The sequence below is a fragment of the Streptomyces sp. NPDC001941 genome, from assembly GCF_040296945.1.
GTDB lineage: Bacteria > Actinomycetota > Actinomycetes > Streptomycetales > Streptomycetaceae > Streptomyces.
Genome location: NZ_JBEOYE010000010.1, coordinates 118,208 through 135,957, shown reverse-complemented (window position 1 = coordinate 135,957; position 17,750 = coordinate 118,208). Strand labels below are relative to the sequence as shown.

At 74.3% G+C, this 17,750-nt stretch carries 16 protein-coding genes; 7 read left to right on the top strand and 9 right to left on the bottom strand.

All coding sequences use genetic code 11. The features are described 5' to 3' along the window. Positions 1 to 120 precede the first annotated feature (120 nt). The 5 genes from ABT160_RS10970 to ABT160_RS10950 form a co-directional block, all read right to left on the bottom strand. On the bottom strand, positions 121 to 1,134 hold the full coding sequence (locus tag ABT160_RS10970; protein ID WP_351646234.1) for a TerC family protein: 1,014 nt from the start codon (positions 1,132 to 1,134) through the stop codon (positions 121 to 123). 352 nt (positions 1,135 to 1,486) lie between these two features. Beyond that, positions 1,487 to 3,442, bottom strand: a complete 1,956-nt coding sequence (locus tag ABT160_RS10965; protein WP_351646233.1) for a TerD family protein — start codon at positions 3,440 to 3,442, stop codon at positions 1,487 to 1,489. 124 nt (positions 3,443 to 3,566) lie between these two features. Continuing rightward, entirely contained in the window at positions 3,567 to 4,145 is a 579-nt protein-coding gene (locus ABT160_RS10960; protein WP_351646231.1) for a TerD family protein, read from the bottom strand. A gap of 218 nt (positions 4,146 to 4,363) precedes the next feature. Beyond that, entirely contained in the window at positions 4,364 to 6,499 is a 2,136-nt protein-coding gene (gene uvrB, locus ABT160_RS10955; RefSeq protein ID WP_351646229.1) for an excinuclease ABC subunit UvrB, read from the bottom strand. Positions 6,500 to 6,581: 82 nt separating this feature from the next. Beyond that, complete coding sequence (locus ABT160_RS10950; RefSeq protein ID WP_351646228.1) at positions 6,582 to 7,445, bottom strand: MHYT domain-containing protein; 864 nt, start codon at positions 7,443 to 7,445, stop codon at positions 6,582 to 6,584. Positions 7,446 to 7,743: 298 nt separating this feature from the next. On the opposite strand from ABT160_RS10950, the gene ABT160_RS10945 reads away from it, so the two are divergent. Beyond that, the gene (locus tag ABT160_RS10945) at positions 7,744 to 8,274 is read left to right on the top strand and encodes a methylated-DNA--[protein]-cysteine S-methyltransferase (protein WP_351646226.1); all 531 of its coding nucleotides are present in this window, start codon (positions 7,744 to 7,746) and stop codon (positions 8,272 to 8,274) included. Positions 8,275 to 8,726: 452 nt separating this feature from the next. Beyond that, entirely contained in the window at positions 8,727 to 9,986 is a 1,260-nt protein-coding gene (locus ABT160_RS10940; RefSeq protein ID WP_351646225.1) for an MFS transporter, read from the top strand. Positions 9,987 to 10,038: 52 nt separating this feature from the next. Here the strand turns inward: ABT160_RS10940 and ABT160_RS10935 are convergent, their stop codons facing one another. Continuing rightward, positions 10,039 to 10,395: a cupin domain-containing protein gene (locus ABT160_RS10935; protein ID WP_351646223.1), complete on the bottom strand. Its 357-nt coding sequence runs from the start codon at positions 10,393 to 10,395 to the stop codon at positions 10,039 to 10,041. 387 nt (positions 10,396 to 10,782) lie between these two features. Between ABT160_RS10935 and ABT160_RS10930 the strand changes: the two genes are divergently transcribed. Genes ABT160_RS10930 through ABT160_RS10920 form a run of 3 tightly spaced genes read left to right on the top strand, consistent with a single transcriptional unit; the run spans position 10,783 to position 13,866 of the window. Further along, positions 10,783 to 12,027 carry an aminotransferase-like domain-containing protein gene (locus ABT160_RS10930; protein ID WP_351646221.1) on the top strand — a complete coding sequence of 415 codons (1,245 nt, stop codon included), beginning with the start codon at positions 10,783 to 10,785 and terminating at the stop codon, positions 12,025 to 12,027. A 43-nt stretch (positions 12,028 to 12,070) separates the two neighbouring features. After that, positions 12,071 to 12,982 (top strand): pseudouridine-5'-phosphate glycosidase, encoded by a 912-nt coding sequence (locus ABT160_RS10925; RefSeq protein WP_351646220.1) that lies wholly within the window; start codon positions 12,071 to 12,073, stop codon positions 12,980 to 12,982. Beyond that, positions 12,979 to 13,866: a carbohydrate kinase family protein gene (locus tag ABT160_RS10920; RefSeq protein WP_351646219.1), complete on the top strand. Its 888-nt coding sequence runs from the start codon at positions 12,979 to 12,981 to the stop codon at positions 13,864 to 13,866. Before ABT160_RS10925 ends, ABT160_RS10920 begins: the two co-directional genes overlap by 4 nt. Here the strand turns inward: ABT160_RS10920 and ABT160_RS10915 are convergent. Both ABT160_RS10915 and ABT160_RS10910 read right to left on the bottom strand, forming a co-directional pair. Next, a complete protein-coding gene (locus tag ABT160_RS10915) occupies positions 13,863 to 14,528 on the bottom strand; it encodes a nucleoside/nucleotide kinase family protein (RefSeq protein ID WP_351646217.1) in 666 nt (221 codons plus the stop codon). The genes ABT160_RS10920 and ABT160_RS10915 overlap by 4 nt on opposite strands. Before the next feature lie 102 nt (positions 14,529 to 14,630). Then, complete coding sequence (locus ABT160_RS10910; protein ID WP_351646215.1) at positions 14,631 to 15,269, bottom strand: winged helix-turn-helix transcriptional regulator; 639 nt, start codon at positions 15,267 to 15,269, stop codon at positions 14,631 to 14,633. An 86-nt stretch (positions 15,270 to 15,355) separates the two neighbouring features. Between ABT160_RS10910 and ABT160_RS10905 the strand changes: the two genes are divergently transcribed. After that, a complete protein-coding gene (locus ABT160_RS10905) occupies positions 15,356 to 16,567 on the top strand; it encodes a pyridoxal phosphate-dependent aminotransferase (RefSeq protein WP_351646213.1) in 1,212 nt (403 codons plus the stop codon). 59 nt (positions 16,568 to 16,626) lie between these two features. After that, positions 16,627 to 17,280, top strand: coding sequence for a DUF2293 domain-containing protein (locus tag ABT160_RS10900; RefSeq protein ID WP_351646211.1), 654 nt, complete (start codon positions 16,627 to 16,629; stop codon positions 17,278 to 17,280). A 253-nt stretch (positions 17,281 to 17,533) separates the two neighbouring features. Here the strand turns inward: ABT160_RS10900 and ABT160_RS10895 are convergent, their stop codons facing one another. Then, positions 17,534 to 17,722: a DUF5703 family protein gene (locus ABT160_RS10895; protein WP_030907692.1), complete on the bottom strand. Its 189-nt coding sequence runs from the start codon at positions 17,720 to 17,722 to the stop codon at positions 17,534 to 17,536. Between the last annotated feature and the right edge of the window lie 28 nt (positions 17,723 to 17,750).

Genomic DNA, 17,750 nt, shown 5'->3' with positions numbered 1-17,750 from the left:
TGGACGCGCGCCGCCCCCGCCGCGCGCGGGACGCGGGGCGGGGGCGGCTCGGGCGGGCGGGGACGGCCGGCGGGCCGGACCGGGCTCCGGGCGGGGCCGGGGTCCCGGGAGGGGCCGGGGTCAGGCTCCGACGCTGTCCTTGTTCTGGGAGTCCCCGGAGCCGGTCGCGGCGGCCTCGGCGGCCTCCCGCTCGGCCTGCTTCTTGGACGCGATCAGGCTGGTGATCGTGGTGATGACCAGGACGCCGCAGATGACGGCCAGCGAGACCGGGATGGAGATCTCGGGGACGCTGACGCCGGACTCGTGCAGGGCGTGCAGGACGAGCTTGACGCCGATGAAGCCGAGGATGACGGACAGGCCGTAGCTGAGGTGGACGAGCTTCCTGAGCAGTCCGCCGATGAGGAAGTACAGCTGGCGCAGGCCCATCAGCGCGAAGGCGTTCGCGGTGAAGACGATGTACGGGTCCTGGGTGAGGCCGAAGATCGCCGGGATGGAGTCCAGCGCGAACAGCACGTCGGTGGTGCCGATGGCGAGCATGACGACCATCAGAGGGGTCAGGACGCGCTTGCCGTTGTTCCGGATGAACAGCTTGGTGCCGTGGTACCGGTCGGCGACGCCGAACTTCTTCTCGATGGACTTCAGGAGGCGGTTCTCCTCGAACTCCTCTTCCTCCTCGTCGGAGCGCGCCTCCTGGATGAGCTTCCAGGCGGTGTAGATGAGGAACGCGCCGAAGATGTAGAAGACCCACGAGAAGCTGGCGATGATCGCCGCGCCCGCCGCGATGAAGATGGCGCGCAGCACCAGGGCGATGAGCACGCCGATGAGCAGGACGCGCTGCTGCAGGTGGGTGGGAACCGAGAACTTCGCCATGATCAGGACGAAGACGAAGAGGTTGTCGACACTGAGCGACTTCTCGGTGATGAAGCCCGCGAAGAACTCCCCGGAGGCCTGTGCGGTGCCGAACACCAGCAGGCCGAGGCCGAAGAGGACGGCGAGGGCGATCCAGACCACGGTCCAGATGCCGGCTTCCTTGATCGACACGTCGTGGGGCTTGCGCCCGATGAAGAAGTCGACCGCGATCAGGGCGCTCAGACCAAGAATGGTCAGCACCCACAGGGTCATCGATACGTCCACTGCGCCTCCGGCGTCGTACGGCTACTGATCAGCGTCGTCGCTGCCGGAGGTCTCTTCCACCCGAGCGCCCCGCGCGGGGCGGGTCGCGGGCCGGGCCGACGCCCCGGGACCTGGTCGGTCCGTATTGACGGGAACGCCGCGTACGGGAGTACTCCCCTCCGCGTGAAGAACAGTACCCGAAACACCAAGGAAAGGTAAAGGAAAAGGTAAAAGAGACTCCAAAACCGCAGGTAGAAGGGGTTGCTTCGTCAAGGGACGTCGGTCCCGGGCGGGCAGGGCCGATGGTCCCGGCGGGCGGCCGGCCGGGGCGGGGGCGAACGGGCCCGGGCCCCGGAGCGCCCCGGACCGCGCGTCAGCGGCTACCGGTCCTGCGGGCCCTGGCCACCTGGTCGAGGACCTGCCCGAGCACCTGGCTGCCCGGCGGCGCCAGCGGCGGCTCGTAGGTCCAGGCGTGGCCCACCCACGGGTCCGCGAGGTGGTCGTCGGGGACCGGCGTGATCCGCAGCAGCGAGCGCCACAGCGGGTCGAGCACCGGCCCGTACGCGCTGGCGTCCTCCCGGTCGGCGACCATCAGCAGGTGCACGCCGACCGAAGGGCCCTCGTCGGCGAGGTAGCGCAACTGGGTGACCGCGCGGTCGTCGAAGCCGTGCGGGAAGTCGTTGACGATCAGCAGCTGCTCGGCGGTGTCCAGGTGCGGCGGCAGCGCGTCCGCCGCCTTGGCCCGCACCGCCATCTGCACCAGGTCCACCCGCTCGGTCAGCCGGGCCAGCACCGAGGAGACCCCGGCCGCCCCCGCGGAGGGCGGCGTGGCCAGGACGTCCGCGCCGGTCAGCGGCGCCAGCGAGCGCACGGCCGAGCCCGCCGGGTCGATCACGTGCACCGAGAACTCGCCCATCGGGTGGACCGCGAGCAGCCGGGCGGCGATGGCGACGGCGGTGTCCATGGCCAGGGCGCGCAGCTGGGCCTCGTCCATGAACGCGGCGGCCTCCGAGCGGCCGCGCCCGCTGTCGATCCACAGGCCGCGCTCCAGCGGCAGCCGGACCAGCATCGGGATGCGCAGCTCGGGCCGCTCCGGCAGGTGCAGGTCGCCCAGGCGCAGCGCCATGGGGACCTCCATGGGCACCCGGTAGGCGTGCCAGACGGGGTTGTCCCAGCAGGCGAAGGCGGGCGGCAGGGCGGGCTCGACGACCTCGGACTCGGCGGTGAGCTGCGCCAGGTCGCGGTCGAGGACCTCGCGGGCCCGGGCGGCCAGCTCGTCGCGCCTGGCGCGGGCTTCCTGGCGCGCGGCGTCGTTGCCGCCCTGGTTGCGGCCGCGGAAGTCGGACAGGGCGCGGTCGAGCTCCTGGTCCATGCGGGACTCGGCGAAGTCGACGGCGCTGCGGTACGCGGCGGTGGTGCGGGCCAGGTCCTCGAACATGCCCCACACCTGGTTGTACAGGCGCTCGTCCATGGACCAGCCGGTGGCGTCCCCGGCGACCGGCTGGGCGGGCTGCCCCGGGGCGGCCGGGGGCGCGGTGGGGGGCGGCGACGGGGGCGCGGAGGTCTGGCGGCCCGGGTGCGCGTAGCTGATGGGTCCGCCGCCGGCGGGCTGCGGCGGCACCGGGTCGGGCTGCTGCGGGGCGGGCGCGGGGGCCGTGGTCGCGTCGGCGGGCGCGGCGCCGGGGGCGCCGGTGGTCTCGGGCGCGCCGGTGGTGTCGGCCACGCGCACCCGGGTGGTGTCCGCCGTACGGGCCGGGGGCGCCGCGACCGAGCGGGCGATGCCGGCGGCGACGGCCTCCTGGATGTCGGCGGCGAGCCGGGCCGCCTGGGGCAGGCCCTGGTCGGCGAGCATCGCGGCGAGCCCGTCCGCGTACCCCTGGCCTACGGCGCGGACCTTCCAGGCGCCCTGCCGTCGGTAGAGCTCCAGGGCGACGACGGCGGACTCGCTGTCGAGGCCGGTGACGGTGTAGCTGGCGACCTCGGTGCCGTCCAGGCCGGTGACGGCGACGAAGGGGGCGGCGACGGCGCCGAACCGGGCGGGGCCGCCGGTGCCCTGGGGCAGGGCGAGCAGCACGGTGACCCGGTGCACGTCCTGGGCGAGGGCGTCGAGGTCGACGGCAAGGCGGTGGTCGGCGGCGGCCTGCCGGGAGACCTCGAGGCCGGGCAGGGCCGGCGCGGCCGGGTGGACGACCTGCTCGGGGCCGGCCAGCCTGCCGTGCTCGTCGCCGAGGGTGGCACCGGCCACGACGGGCGTACCGGCCGAGATCCGGATCTCGAGGCGGGTCTCGGGCAGGGGGTGGTTCTGCCCCCGGACCAGCTCGGCGCTCATCGACTGTCCCCCATAGTCCGTCGTCCTGCCGTGTCGCGTCGGTGGTGCGGTGCGGCTCCCGGCGGGCGGGTGCCCGTCGGGAGCCGTGGTGCGGTGCCGGGACCCCGGAAGGGGGTCCGGTGCCTCAGAGGTGCGGCAGGATCGCCGGCATCAGGTCCTGGAAGGTGCGGCCGTTGGCCGGGTTGCCCAGGGCGGTCATCTGCCAGCCGGAGCCGGCCCGGTGCACCTTGGCCATGATCTGCGCGGTGTACTGGCCGCCGCCGTCGAGGGTGTAGCGCGCGAGCTCCTGGCCGTTCGTCTCGTCGACGATCCGGCAGAACGCGTTCTGCACCTCCTGGAACGTCTGGCCGGTGAAGGAGTTCACCGTGAAGACGATCTGGTCGATGTGGACCGGGACGCGCTGGAGGTCGACGAGGATGGCCTCGTCGTCCCCGCCCTGGCCGGCGCCGCCGACCAGGTTGTCACCGGTGTGCTTGACCGAGCCGTCGTCGCTGACGAGGTGGCGGAAGAACACCACGTCGACCGGCTGCTTGTCGGCGAACAGCACCGCCGAGGCGTCCAGGTCGATCTCGCGCGTGCGCGACCCGAACAGGCCCCGCCGCGGGGCGGCCTGCCAGCCGAGCCCCATGCGCACGGCGGTCAGCGTGCCCCCGTCGCTCTTCTGCAGGCTGATGGCCTGACCCTTGGTCATGTTGACCGTCACGCGCTGTCCCCTCTCCCTTGCGATCCCCGCGACCGCTTGCTGCGCGCGGTGTGTTCCGAACCTTATGCAGACCCGACACGGGGGCAGCAGGCCGGGGCGCGTTTTGTGTCGGTCTTGCAACACACGCCCCCGGCCGCGTCCCGTGCGCGGGCCCGGCGGTCAGGCCCGGTGGTCAGGCCCGTGCACGGGACGCGCGAGCGGGTCCCGCGGGCGGGCCCTCAGCCGAGGCCCGCCTCCTTCATCTGGCGCAGCTCCTTCTTGAGTTCGCCGACCTCGTCGCGCAGCCGGGCGGCGACCTCGAACTGGAGGTCGGCGGCGGCGGCGCGCATCCGGTCGGTCATCTCCTCGATCAGCCCGGCCAGCTCGGTGGCGGGGCGGTCGGTGAGGACCTCGCCCGTCTTGCCGCCCGCCTTGGCGGCCTTCTTCGCTGCCTTGGAGAGCGCGGGCACCGGGGCCTTGGCGCCCTTGCCGTCCTTCGCGCCCTTGCGGTAGCCGGTGCCGAGCAGCTCCTCGGTGTCGACCTCCTCGCGCGCGATGGTCGCGACGATGTCGTTGATCTTCTTGCGCAGCGGCTGCGGGTCGATGCCGTTCGCCTGGTTGTAGGCGATCTGCTTCTCCCGGCGGCGGTTGGTCTCGTCGATGGCCTTCTCCATCGCCGGGGTGATCTTGTCGGCGTACATGTGGACCTGGCCCGAGACGTTGCGCGCGGCGCGGCCGATGGTCTGGATCAGGGAGGTGCCCGAGCGCAGGAAGCCCTCCTTGTCGGCGTCGAGGATCGCTACCAGGGACACCTCGGGCAGGTCCAGGCCCTCGCGCAGCAGGTTGATGCCGACCAGGACGTCGTACTCACCGGCGCGCAGCTCGCGCAGCAGCTCCACGCGGCGCAGCGTGTCGACGTCGCTGTGCAGGTAGCGGACCTGGATGCCCAGTTCGAGGAAGTAGTCGGTAAGGTCCTCGGCCATCTTCTTGGTGAGCGTGGTGACCAGGACGCGCTCGTCCTTGTCGACGCGGGTGCGGATCTCGTGCACCAGGTCGTCGATCTGCCCCTCGGTGGGCTTGACGACGACCTCGGGGTCGACGAGGCCGGTGGGGCGGATGATCTGCTCGACGAAGCCGTCGCCGCGGGAGAGTTCGTACTGCCCCGGGGTGGCCGACAGGTAGACGGCCTGGCCGATGCGCTTCTGGAACTCCTCCCACTTCAGCGGGCGGTTGTCGAGCGCGGAGGGCAGCCGGAAGCCGTGGTCGACGAGGGTGCGCTTGCGGGAGGCGTCGCCCTCGTACATCGCGCCGATCTGCGGGACCGTGACGTGGGACTCGTCGATGACGAGGAGGAAGTCCTCGGGGAAGTAGTCGAGCAGCGTGTTCGGCGGGGAGCCGGCCTCGCGGCCGTCGAAGTGCAGCGAGTAGTTCTCCACGCCCGAGCAGGAGCCGATCTGGCGCAGCATCTCGATGTCGTACGTGGTGCGCATGCGCAGGCGCTGGGCCTCCAGGAGCTTGCCCTGCTTCTCCAGCTCGGCGAGCCGGGCCTCCAGCTCCTTCTCGATGCCGTTGACCGCCTTCTCCATGCGCTCCGGGCCCGCCACGTAGTGGCTGGCGGGGAACACGTACAGCTGGGTGTCGTCGCTGATGACCTCGCCGGTGAGCGGGTGCAGCGTGGACAGCGCCTCGATCTCGTCGCCGAACATCTCGATGCGCACGGCCAGTTCCTCGTAGACCGGGAAGATCTCGATGGTGTCGCCGCGCACCCGGAAGGTGCCGCGCTGGAAGGCCAGGTCGTTGCGCGTGTACTGGATGTCGACGAAGCGGCGCAGCAGCTGGTCGCGGTCGATCTCGTCGCCGACCTTCAGCTCCACCATCCGGTCCACGTACTCCTGGGGGGTGCCCAGGCCGTAGATGCAGGAGACGGAGGCGACCACGATGACGTCGCGCCGGGTGAGCAGCGAGTTGGTCGCGGAGTGGCGCAGCCGCTCGACCTCCTCGTTGATGGAGGAGTCCTTCTCGATGTAGGTGTCCGACTGCGGGACGTACGCCTCGGGCTGGTAGTAGTCGTAGTACGAGACGAAGTACTCGACGGCGTTGTTGGGCAGCAGCTCGCGGAACTCGTTCGCCAGCTGGGCGGCCAGCGTCTTGTTCGGTGCCATGACGAGGGTGGGGCGCTGGAGCTTCTCGATCATCCAGGCCGTCGTCGCCGACTTGCCGGTGCCGGTGGCGCCGAGCAGGACCACGTCCTTCTCGCCCGCGCGCACGCGGCGCTCCAGGTCGGCGATGGCCGCCGGCTGGTCACCGCTGGGCTGGTAGGAGCTGACGACCTCGAAAGGCGCCACCGAACGTTCGATCTTCGATACGGGCCGCATGGATCCACCGTACGACCCGCCACTGACAACGGGGCTCCGAACGGCTCCGCGCCCGCTCCCGGGGCGGGTCAGGGCCCGGCGTTCACCAGTCGTTGCCGCGGTGCGCCGGGCGCCGGGCGGACCAGTGGGCGGGCTCGCCGTAGCCGCCGGCGCCGCGCTGGGCGGGCAGCGAGGGGCGCGGCACGGCCAGGCCGCGCGGGGTCTGCCAGTCGGGCTCCCCCAGCACGAGCAGCGGGTCGAACATCACGACGACGCCCGCGAGGACCAGGAAGACGGCGGGGCCGATCAGCATGGGCACCAGCAGGGAGGTGGCCGGGTCGGTGTCGGCGGGCGACGGGCTGCCGTGCAGGTGGACGCTGACGGCGGCCATGCCGGTGTAGTGCATGCCGCTGACGGCGATCCCCATGACCATGCTGGCGCCGAGGCTGGGCAGGAAGCCGCGGATGGTGACGGCCGCCCACAGGGCGCCGGTGGCCGCGACGACCGCGATCAGGACGGAGAGGGCGACGGTGGCGGTGTCGTACTCCAGGCGTCCGGGCAGGCGCATTCCGGTCATGCCGAGGTAGTGCATGGTGGCGATGCCCAGGCCGGTGATGGTGCCGCCGGTGACCAGCGCCATGGGGGTGGCGCCGCGGTAGCCGACGACGAAGATCCCCACGCCGACCATGACGATCGCGCAGGCGAGGCTGGCGAACGTGGTGGCGGGGTCGTAGCCGACCGGCGCGCCCTCGACGCGGAAGCCCATCATGGCGATGAAGTGCATGGTCCATATGCCGGAGCCGATCGAGGTGGCGCCCAGGGCCAGCCAGCCCGGCTTGAAGCTGCCGCGGTTGCGCAGCGATCTGGTGGTGCAGCGCAGCCCGAGCGCCCCGCCGAGCGACGCCATGAGGAAGGCCACCACCGGAGTGACCGCGCCGTAGCTGAAACCGTCCACCGCGTCGTGCATGGTTGTACGCCCTTCGCCCCATGTGCCCCCGCCGGGGCGAGGGTAGAGCGGCGGAAACCCGCCTGCATATAACCCGGCGGTAATTTGTCGACAGCTGTTCGGACGGGTTGCGCACGGTGGTCTGGTGTGGGTGGTTGCGTTCGCGTCGTGATCTCCTGCCGGTCCGGGCAGCGTGGGGGCCGTATCCGGGCGGTCGTCCGGATTCCGGTCCGATACCCGGGCGGTCGTCCGGCTCTGGCTCCGGCTCCGGTCCGGCGGGCCCGGGGCGTTGTCAGTGGGCGGTCGTACGGTGGTCGGCATGAAGAGCTTCGAGTGGTCCACCGTGGGGTCCCCCGTCGGCCCGCTGCTGCTCGCGGCCACCGGCGAGGGGCTGGTGGGCGTCTTCTTCCACGCCGGTCCCGCGGTGCGGGAGCGGGCCGTCGAGCAGCTGCGGGAGCGGCTCGGCGCGCGGCCCTCGCAGGACGCGGCGGGACGGCTGGCGGAGCCGATACGCCAGCTCGGGGAGTACTTCGACGGCGGCCTGCGCTCCTTCGACCTGGCCCTCGACTGGTCGCTGACGACGGGCTTCAACCGGCAGGTGCTGCGCGAGCTGTGGACGGGGGTGCCGTTCGGCGCGGTCGTGGGGTACGGGGAGCTGGCGCGCCGGGTCGGGGAGCCGGGCGCCGCGCAGGCGGTGGGCGTGGCGATGGGGTCGAACCCGCTGCCGGTGGTGGTGCCGTGCCACCGGGTCGTGGAGAGCGACGGCGGCCTGGGCGGATTCGGCGGCGGCCTGGAGACCAAGCGCCGTCTGCTGGCCCTGGAGGGGGTGCTGCCGGAGCCGCTGTTCTGAGGGACCGGGTCGCCGAGGGGCGGGAACCGGAGCGCAGAGGAGCCGGGCGCCCACCCGGGGGCCGGGGCGCCGAGGGGGCGGGGGGCCGGAGTACCCGAGGGACCGGGTCGCCCACCCGGGGGCCGGGGCGCCTGACGGGCCGGGTGGAGCGGGACCCGCGGTCCGGTCCGGGCGCAGGCAGCGACACGGGCCGTCAGGCCTCCGGCCAGGGGCTTCGTCCGGCCGGGCCCGCGACCGCGCCTCTGCCCGCGCCCCGGCCCGTACCCCTGTTCGGCCGTGGTGGTCCTGCGGCACACTGCGCCAGTGACCCGAGCCCAAGACGCCTCCGCCGCCCCGCCGCACCGGATACCCGTGCCCCCCGGCCCCGCCCCTGCCACCGTCCCCTCCCCCGGCGCCGCGCACCGGGTGGGCCCGGGGACGGCGGCCGTCGGTGGCGGACGGGCGTACGGGGGATGAGCGCGGTGCGCCAAGAGGTCCGGGGCGTCAGCGTCGAGGCGCTGCCCGCGCTGCGGCGGCGGACGGCCGCCGTGCTGATCGCCAGCCAGATCCTCGGCGGCCTCGGCACCGCCACCGGCATCGCGCTGGCCGCCGTCCTCGCCCAGGAGGTCAGCGGCACGGAGGCGCTGGCCGGGCTCGCGCCGACCGCGACGGTCGCCGGGACGGCCGTGCTGTCGGTGCCGCTGGCGGCGCTGATGACGGCGCGCGGGCGGCGGCCGGGGCTGGTCCTCGCCTATCTGGTGGGGGCGCTGGGCGCCGGGACGGTCGTCGTGGCGGCCGTGCTCGACAGCTTCCCGCTGCTGCTGCTCGGCATGGCCGGGTTCGGCGCGGGTTCCTCGGCCAACCTCCAGGCCCGGTTCGCCGCCGCGGACCTGGCCGAACCGGAGCGGCGCGGCCGGGCCATCTCGACGGTGGTGTGGGCGACGACGATCGGCGCGGTGCTCGGGCCGAACATCGCGGCGCCCGCGGGCCGCAGCGTGGTGGGGCTCGGCATCCCCGCGGCGGCCGGGCCGTTCCTGTGGGCGGCCGGGGTCTTCCTGGTGTCGGCCGTCCTCGTCCTCGTACTGCTGCGGCCGGATCCGCTGCTGGCCGCACGTGCGCTGCACCCGGCCGACGACGCCTCGCCCGAGGGACGGTCGCTGCGGGCCGGGGTGCGCGCGGTGCGGCGCTCGCCGATGGCCCGCCTCGCGCTGGTGACCGTGGCGCTGTCGCACACCGCGATGGTGTCGATCATGTCGATGACGCCGGTGGCGCTCAGCCACCACGGGGCGGACATCCAGCTGATCGGCCTGGTGATCTCCGGGCACATCGCGGGGATGTACGCGTTCTCGCCGGTGATGGGCTGGCTGTCGGACCGGCTCGGCCGTCTTTCGGTGATCGGCCTCGCGGTCGGCCTGCTGTGCTGCGCGGCGCTGCTCGCGGGCACCGCGGGGGCGAGCCACGGGCGCACCGCGGCGGGCCTGTTCCTGCTGGGCCTGGGCTGGTCGGCGGGTCTGGTGTCCGGTTCGGCGCTGCTGACCGACTCGGTGCCGTCCGCCGCCCGCGCCGCCGTGCAGGGCCTGTCCGACCTGACGATGAACGCGCTGGCCGGGATCGGCGGCGTGACCGCCGGGGTGGTCGTGGCGAACGCGGGCTACGGCTGGCTCAACGCGGTCGGCGCCGCCCTGCTCCTGCCGCTGGCCGCACTGGCGGTGCGGCGGGCCGTACGGCCGTGAGCGGTGCGGGCGCCGGCCGTACGCCCGGGTGCGGCCGGCGCCCGCCCGATGGTCAGCCGCAGATGTGGTACGCCTTGCGCAGCGTCTCGTGCACCGTCCACGTCGTACGGTCGCCCTCCCGCAGCACGCACGCGTCGCCCGGGCCGAGTTCCAGCGTCGCCCCGCCCTCGACGGCCACCGTGGCGCGCCCGCTGACCACCACGAACAGTTCGTTGGCCTCGGTGTCCGTCACCACGCCCGGGGTGATCTGCCAGATGCCGCGCACCTGCGAGCCGTCCGGGGACTCCCAGAGCACCTTGCCGGTCACCACCGGGTCGCCGGAGACGATCTGGGCGGGGTCGAGCGGCTCGGGCTCCAGCTCGGCGTCGGGGACGTGGACCACGAAGGAACCTTGATCAAGAGTCGTCATGGGCGGTGACTGTAGCGGGGCCGTCCGGGCGGGCCGCCGTCAGGAGGGGCCGGAAGGACCCGGTGTCGCCGGGCTCGCCCGACGGACGTCCGCGAAGCCCGCGCCGACGACGGAATCCGTCGTACGGGACCGGGTCAGCGCCCGGTGGGTGGCGGTGCGCCGCCGCACCCGCCGTTCCTCACGCGGACGGCGACAGCGGGTCCCCCGGGCCGCAGCACGCGGCGCAGTTCGCCCGGCGCGGTGCGCACGTCGGTACCGATTCCGCAGGCACGGTCCAGGACGTCGTACAGCCGGGTGGACGGACCACCGTCGGCTCACCCCGCCCGCAGGGATGTTGCGGGACCACACCCGTGGCCGGATTCACCCGCCCATCTATATGCTCCGGCCATGTATCCCGCTGCCCCGCTCGGCGCCGACGCGCACGCCGCCCGTCCTTCCTCCGCCGCCCCGGTGCCACCGGTCGCCGCGCGGGTGGCCTCCGTGGGGGCGTCGCCCGTGCGCGAGATCCTGGCGCTGACCGAGCGCCCCGAGGTGATCTCCTTCGCGGGCGGCCTGCCCGCCCCGGAACTGTTCGACGTGGCCGGGCTGAGCGCCGCGTACGAGCGGGTGCTGGCCGAGTCGCCCCGGCGGGCGCTGCAGTACTCGACGACCGAGGGCGACCCCGCGCTGCGGGCCGCCGTCGCCGGGCGGCTGACCGGGCGGGGCCTGGCCACCGGGCCGGACGACCTGCTCGTCACCACCGGCTCGCAGCAGGGCCTCACCCTGCTGACCACCGCGCTGATCGAGCCCGGTGACGTGGTGCTGGTGGAGGACCCCTGCTACCTGGCGGCGCTGCAGACCTTCGGCTTCGCGGGCGCCCGCGTGGTGCCGGTGGCGACCGACGACGACGGGATCGTGCCCGCGGCCCTGGAGGAGGCCGTGCTGCGCGAACGCCCCACCCTGCTCTACCTGGTGCCGACGTTCCAGAACCCGACGGGCCGCACCCTGCCGCCGGACCGGCGCGGCGCGGTCGCGGAGCTCGCGGCCCGGCACGGCTTCTGGATCGTGGAGGACGACCCGTACGGGGAGCTGCGCTTCGAGGGCGCGCCCGAGCCGTGGATCGCGTCGCTTCCGGCCGCCGCGGACCGCACCGTGCTGCTCGGCTCGTTCTCCAAGATCATGGCGCCGGGTCTGCGGCTCGGATATGTGCGCGCGCCCCAGGGGTTGAGGCGTTCCTGTGTGATCGCCAAACAGGCCGCGGACCTGCACACCTCGACCATCGACCAGGCGGCCGCGGCGCGCTACCTGCACGACAGCGACCTGGACGCGCACATCGGCGTGATCCGGGACGCCTACCGCGAGCGCCGCGACGCGATGCTCGCCGGGCTGCCGGCCGCGCTGCCGCCGGGCAGCACCTGGAACCGTCCTTCGGGCGGCATGTTCGTGTGGGCGAGCCTGCCCGGCGGGTACGACGCGACGGAGCTGCTGGGGGTGGCGATCGGGCACGAGGTGGCGTACGTGCCGGGGGCGCCGTTCTACTGCGGCGAGCCGGACCGGGGCGCGCTCAGGCTGTCGTTCACCACGCACTCCCCCGGGGAGATCGGGGAGGGACTGGTGCGCCTGGGGCGGGCGTTGGCGGGCCGCACGCCCTGACCGTCAGGTTTGCCGTGCGGGCCGGTGCGCCAGGGATGGGGACATGGCTATGACACCGGTACACGTGTCCGAGGAAGTGCGCGCGGCGCTCGACGCAGGACGCCCCGTCGTCGCCCTGGAGTCGACGATCATCGCCCACGGCCTGCCCCACCCCCGCAACCTGGCCGTCGCCCGGGAGCTGGAGGGGCTCGTACGGGAGGGGGGCGCCGTCCCCGCGACCATCGCCGTGCTCGACGGCCGCGCCCGGGTGGGCCTGGACGAGGGCGAGTTGGAGCGGGTGGCGGCCGACACCGGGCTGCGCAAGCTCGGCCACCGCGACCTCGCCCCGGCCCTGGCGACCGGGGCGAGCGGCGCGACCACGGTGTCGGCGACCGCGTTCCTGGCCGAGCGGGCCGGGCTGCGGGTGTTCGCGACGGGCGGGCTCGGCGGGGTGCACCGGGGGTGGACCGAGACCCAGGACGAGTCCGCGGACCTGCGGCTGCTCGCGCGCAGCGGGATCGCCGTGGTGTGCGCGGGCGTGAAGTCGATCCTGGACGTGCCGGCGACGCTGCAGCGCCTGGAGACCCTGGGCGTGACGGTTCTCGGTCACGGCACCCGGCACTTCCCCGGCTTCTACCTGGCGTCCTCGGGCGAGCCGGTGGACTGGACGGTGGACGGCCCCGAGCAGGTGGCGGAGGTGCTGCGGGCGCAGGACGCGCTGGGCGGGCCGCGCTCGGCGGTGGTGGTCGCCAACCCGGTCGCCGAGGCGGACCAGCTGGACCCGGAGCTGCACGACCGGGTGCTCGCGCGGGGCCTGGCCGAGGCGCGGGAGCGGGGGGTGACGGGCCAGGCGGTCACGCCGTTCCTGCTGGCGTACCTGACCCGGGAGACCCGAGGGGCTTCCCTGGAGGCGAACTTGGCGGCCGTGCGCGGCAACGTACGGCTGGCGGCCCGGATCGCGGCGGCGTACGCGTGAGGGGCCTGCTGGTGGTCGGGGACGTCGTCACCGACGTGGTCGCCCGGCACGCCGAGCCGCTCGCCCCGGCCACCGACACGGCCGCCCGCATCCGCACGCTGCCGGGCGGCGCGGGCGCCAACGCGGCCTGCTGGGCGGCGAGCCGGGGCTGCCAGGAGGTGCGGCTGCTCGCCCGGGTGGGCACCGACGCGCACGACTGGCACGCGGACGCGCTGCGGGCCGCGGGCGTCCGGCCGCTGCTGGTCGCCGACCCGGACGCGCCCACCGCGACGGTGATCGCCCTGGTCGACGCGGGCGCCGAGCGCACCTTCCTCACCGACAGCGCGGCGGCGCTGCGGCTGGCGCCCGGGGACTGGTCCGAGGACCTCCTGGACGGGGTCGCGCACCTGCACGTGTCGGGGTACATGTTCTTCGCGGACACCAGCCGGGCCACCGCGCGCCTGGCGCTGGCGGCGGCCCGGGACCGCGGGGTGCCGGTGAGCGTGGACCCGGCCTCGGCGGGGTTCGTCGGCGCGCTGGGCGTGGACCGGTTCCTGGCCTCGGTCGAGGGCGCCGACGTGCTGCTGCCGAACGCGGACGAGGCACGGCTGCTCACCGGACTCGCCGAACCCGCGGACGCGGCGGCCGAGTTGAGCCGCCGGTTCCCGCTGGTGGCCGTCACGCTCGGCGCGGCCGGCGCGCTGGTCGCCGAGCAGGGCGCGGCGGTGGAGCGGGTGGCGGCGCCCGAGGTGCGGGCGGTGGACTCCACGGGCGCGGGCGACGCGTTCACGGGGGCGTTCCTGGCGGCGCGCCTGGCGGGCGCGGACCCGGCGGAGGCGGCCCGCGCGGGGTGCCGGGCCGGGGCGGAGGCGGTGGGCTCGGTGGGCGGCAGGCCCCGGGGCTAGGTCGTGTCCTCCTGGGGAGTACGGGGCTCCTTCGGCAGCCCGCTCCAGGCCAGGTGGCGCGGGTCGTCGGCGCGCACGACGACATCCGCGGCGTCGGCCGGGGCGACCTCGTCCTCGTACCGCCGGAACGCGGGCAGGGTCCAGGGCAGTTCGGAGCGGCGGGCGAGGGCGCCGGGCGTGAGGCTCAGGTGGACGGTGAGGTCGAACGGGAACCAGTGCCCGAGCAGGAACGGGCCGTGCAGCAACAGCACTCCCTGGGGCGGGAGTTCGACGTACGGGCTGCGGGTGGCACGGTCGGTGGCCGGATCCCACAGGTCCGGCAGGATCCGCCCGCTGCCGCCAGGCTCCAGCGGGCCGAAGACCTCGCGCCACAGGGCCCCGGTGTCGAACCAGCCGCCGTAGTACGCGTCGGGGTCCTCCTTCCCGTACTCGTACCGCAGCGAGGCGGGCCGCAGGAAGCCGTGCGTGCCGACCACCCGCACCGACCGGCCCCTGGCCCGCAGCGCGTCCGCGAGCCGCCCGGCGAGCTCCTCGCCGGGCGCGGCCGGCGCCCCGTCGACGGCGGCCTTGAGCCAGGGCCCGCCGTCACCGGGGACGAGCCCGTCGATCCGCCCGGCCAGGGCGTCGGCGAGGCGGTCCGCGGTGATCGGTTCGTAGCGCATGGGACGACCCTAGGACGTGGGCCGAGGGCCCTGCCGCCGGTCTCCAGCCTGGAGGCGGCGGGCGGAACGTCGTCGTGGCTCTCGGACCCGGCCGCCCGACAATCAGACCGTGGCGGCCTCGCGCAGGGCGGCGGCGAGGCGGCCCTGGCCCGCGGCCTCGATCCGGCCCTCGCGCACGCCGTCGGCGAGGCCGAGTTCGCCGCAGGCAAGGGCGCGGCAGGTGGCGGCGTCCAGGACCAGGACGAGGTCGGGGATCTCAGGTGCGGGGCCCTCGCCGTAGCCGGACGCGCCCTCGGCCGTACGGACGTGGAACTCGCCCTCGTCCAGGTGTACTTGGACGGTGCCCTCGCCCAGCTCGCGCAGCACTCCCAGCAGCGGGACGGCGAACCAGTGGGCGCGCACCGCGTCGGTGGGGCGGGGCGCGCCGAGGGCGGGGGCTCCCCAGTGCGCGAGGGCCTCCAGGACCGGGGTCAACGCGCGCCCCCGGTCGGTGAGTTCGTACACGTACGCCGGGACGGGCGGCGGGAGGCGGCGGCGGGTCACCAGGTCGCCGGCCTCCATGTCCTTCAGCCGGGAGGCGAGGACGTCGGTGCTGACGCCGGGCAGGTCGGCGTGCAGGTCGGTGTAGCGGCGCGGTCCCGCGAGCAGCTCCCGGACGATCAGCAGCGTCCAGCGGTCGCCGACGGAGTCGAGGGCGCGGGCTGCGGAGCAGTACTGGTCGTAGCTTCGGCGAGGTGGCATGGGACGCAGTCTAGACATGTCGTTGGACTTTCCAAGCTCGGACTTGGTAAAACCAAGCAACACCACAACCTGGAGGTGCGCCCCGCATGGAGTTCCGGCAGTCGAGCAAGCTGAGTGACGTCTGCTACGAGATCCGCGGCCCGGTGATCGAGCACGCCAACGCGCTGGAGGAGGCGGGCCACAGCGTCCTGCGCCTGAACACCGGCAACCCGGCGCTCTTCGGGTTCGAGGCGCCCGAGGAGATCGTCCAGGACATGATCCGGATGCTCCCCAAGGCGCACGGCTACACCGACTCGCGCGGCATCCTCTCCGCCCGCCGCGCCGTCGCCCAGCGGTACGAGGCGATGGGCCTGCCGGACGTCGACGTGGACCACGTCTACCTCGGCAACGGCGTGTCCGAGCTGGTCTCCATGTCCGTCCAGGCGCTCCTGGAGGACGGCGACGAAGTCCTGATCCCCGCGCCGGACTTCCCGCTGTGGACCGCCGTCACCGCCCTGTCGGGCGGCAAGCCGGTGCACTACCTGTGCGACGAGGAGTCCGACTGGTACCCGGACCTCGCGGACATGGCATCGAAGATCACCGACCGCACCAAGGCCGTCGTGATCATCAACCCGAACAACCCCACCGGCGCGGTGTACCCCAAGGAGGTCCTGGAGGGCATCCTCGACCTGGCCCGGCGCCACCAGCTGCTGGTGTTCGCCGACGAGATCTACGACCAGATCGTGTACGACGACGCCGTGCACCACCCGGTCGCCTCCCTCGCCCCCGACCTGGTCGTCCTCACCTTCGGCGGGCTCTCCAAGACGTACCGCGTGGCGGGCTTCCGCTCCGGCTGGCTGGTCGTCACCGGGCCCCGGCAGCACGCCAGGAACTACCTGGAGGGGCTGACCATGCTCGCCTCCATGCGGCTGTGCCCCAACGCCCCCGCCCAGTACGCCATCCAGGCCGCCCTCGGCGGACGCCAGTCCATCCGCGAGCTGACCGCGCCCGGCGGGCGGTTGTACGAGCAGCGCGACAGGGCCTGGCAGAAGCTCAACGAGATCCCGGGCGTCTCCTGCGTCCGCCCCAAGGGCGCCCTGTACGCGTTCCCCCGCCTGGACCCGAAGGTCCACCCGATCGCGGACGACGAGAAGTTCGTGCTCGACCTGCTGCTGCGCGAGAAGATCCAGGTGGTGCAGGGCACCGGCTTCAACTGGCCGCGCCCCGACCACTTCCGCATCCTGACCCTGCCGTACGCCGACGACCTGGACGCCGCGATCAGCCGCATCGGCCGCTTCCTCAGCGGGTACCGACAGTAGGCGGCGCGCGGGTCGGCGGAGGACCGTACCCGGTCGGCCGCCGCACCAGGGGGGTGGGCATGGCCGTCGATCCGCCGCTGGTCGTCCAGCCGCTGCGGCGCCGCTCCTGCGCGGAGTGCCGCCGGGGGCCGCTGGACATGGTGGTCCTCGAACACGGCTCGGCGTACTGCCTGGACTGCGCGGACCTGGGGCACCTGGTGTTCCTGCCGCGCGGCGACGCGGCCCTCACCCGCCGCTCCCGGGAGGCCAGTTCGCTGTGGGCGGTGGTGGTGCGCCACAACCGGCGCCGCACCCGGTACGAACGCCAGGGCCTGCTCGTCGAGGAGGCCGCGCTGGCCCGGGCCGAGGCGTCCTGCCTGGCCGACGCGGACGCGCGGGCGCGGCGGCGGGCCCGGGAAGCGGTGCGCCGGGCCGCGCGGGACGAGGAGTTCGCCGCCGCGTTCGCCGCGGAGATCCTGCGGCTCTTCCCGTACTGCCCGCGGGCCCGGGCGCGCGCCATCGCGGCGCACGCCTCGCTGCGGGGCAGCGGACGGGTGGGGCGCTCGGCGGCCGGGCGGGCGCTCGACGAGGGCGCGGTGACGGCGGCGGTGCGGGCGGCCGTGCGGCACCTGGACACCGAGTACGACGCCCTGCTGATGAGCGGCGTGCCCAGGAACCGGGCGCGGGCCCGGGTGGCCGACGCGATCGCGCGGGTGCTCGCGCGGTGGAGCTGAGCCGGCGGGGCGGGGCGCGCTAACGGGGCGGGGCAGGGCGGCGGGGCGTGCCGGGAGCAGCCGGGCGGGACAGGCGGTGGGGCGGGCGAGACGGCGGCAGGCACTCGTGCGGGCGTGGCCGGGGCGGGGGGGGGGGCCCCCCCGCCCCCGGCCCCCCCCCCCCCGCCGCGACCCCGCCCCCCCGCCGGGGGGGGGCCCCCCCCCCCGCGGGCCCCCCCTCCGTCCTTCCCGTTTCACCTCGCGCACGCGCGCCTCACCAGGTGGCGCGCACCTGGCGGATGATGCGCCGGCGCAGCCGCACCCTGCGGCTGCCGTCCCGGTGCAGACTCAGTCGGTCCAACTCCCAGTGTCCGTACTCGGCATGGTCGGTCAGGAGACGGGTCGCATCCTTGCGGGAGACCCCGCGTGGCACGTACACGTCGACAAATTCGTATTCCGGCATCGCATCTATTGTGCGGGCACCGGCCCGG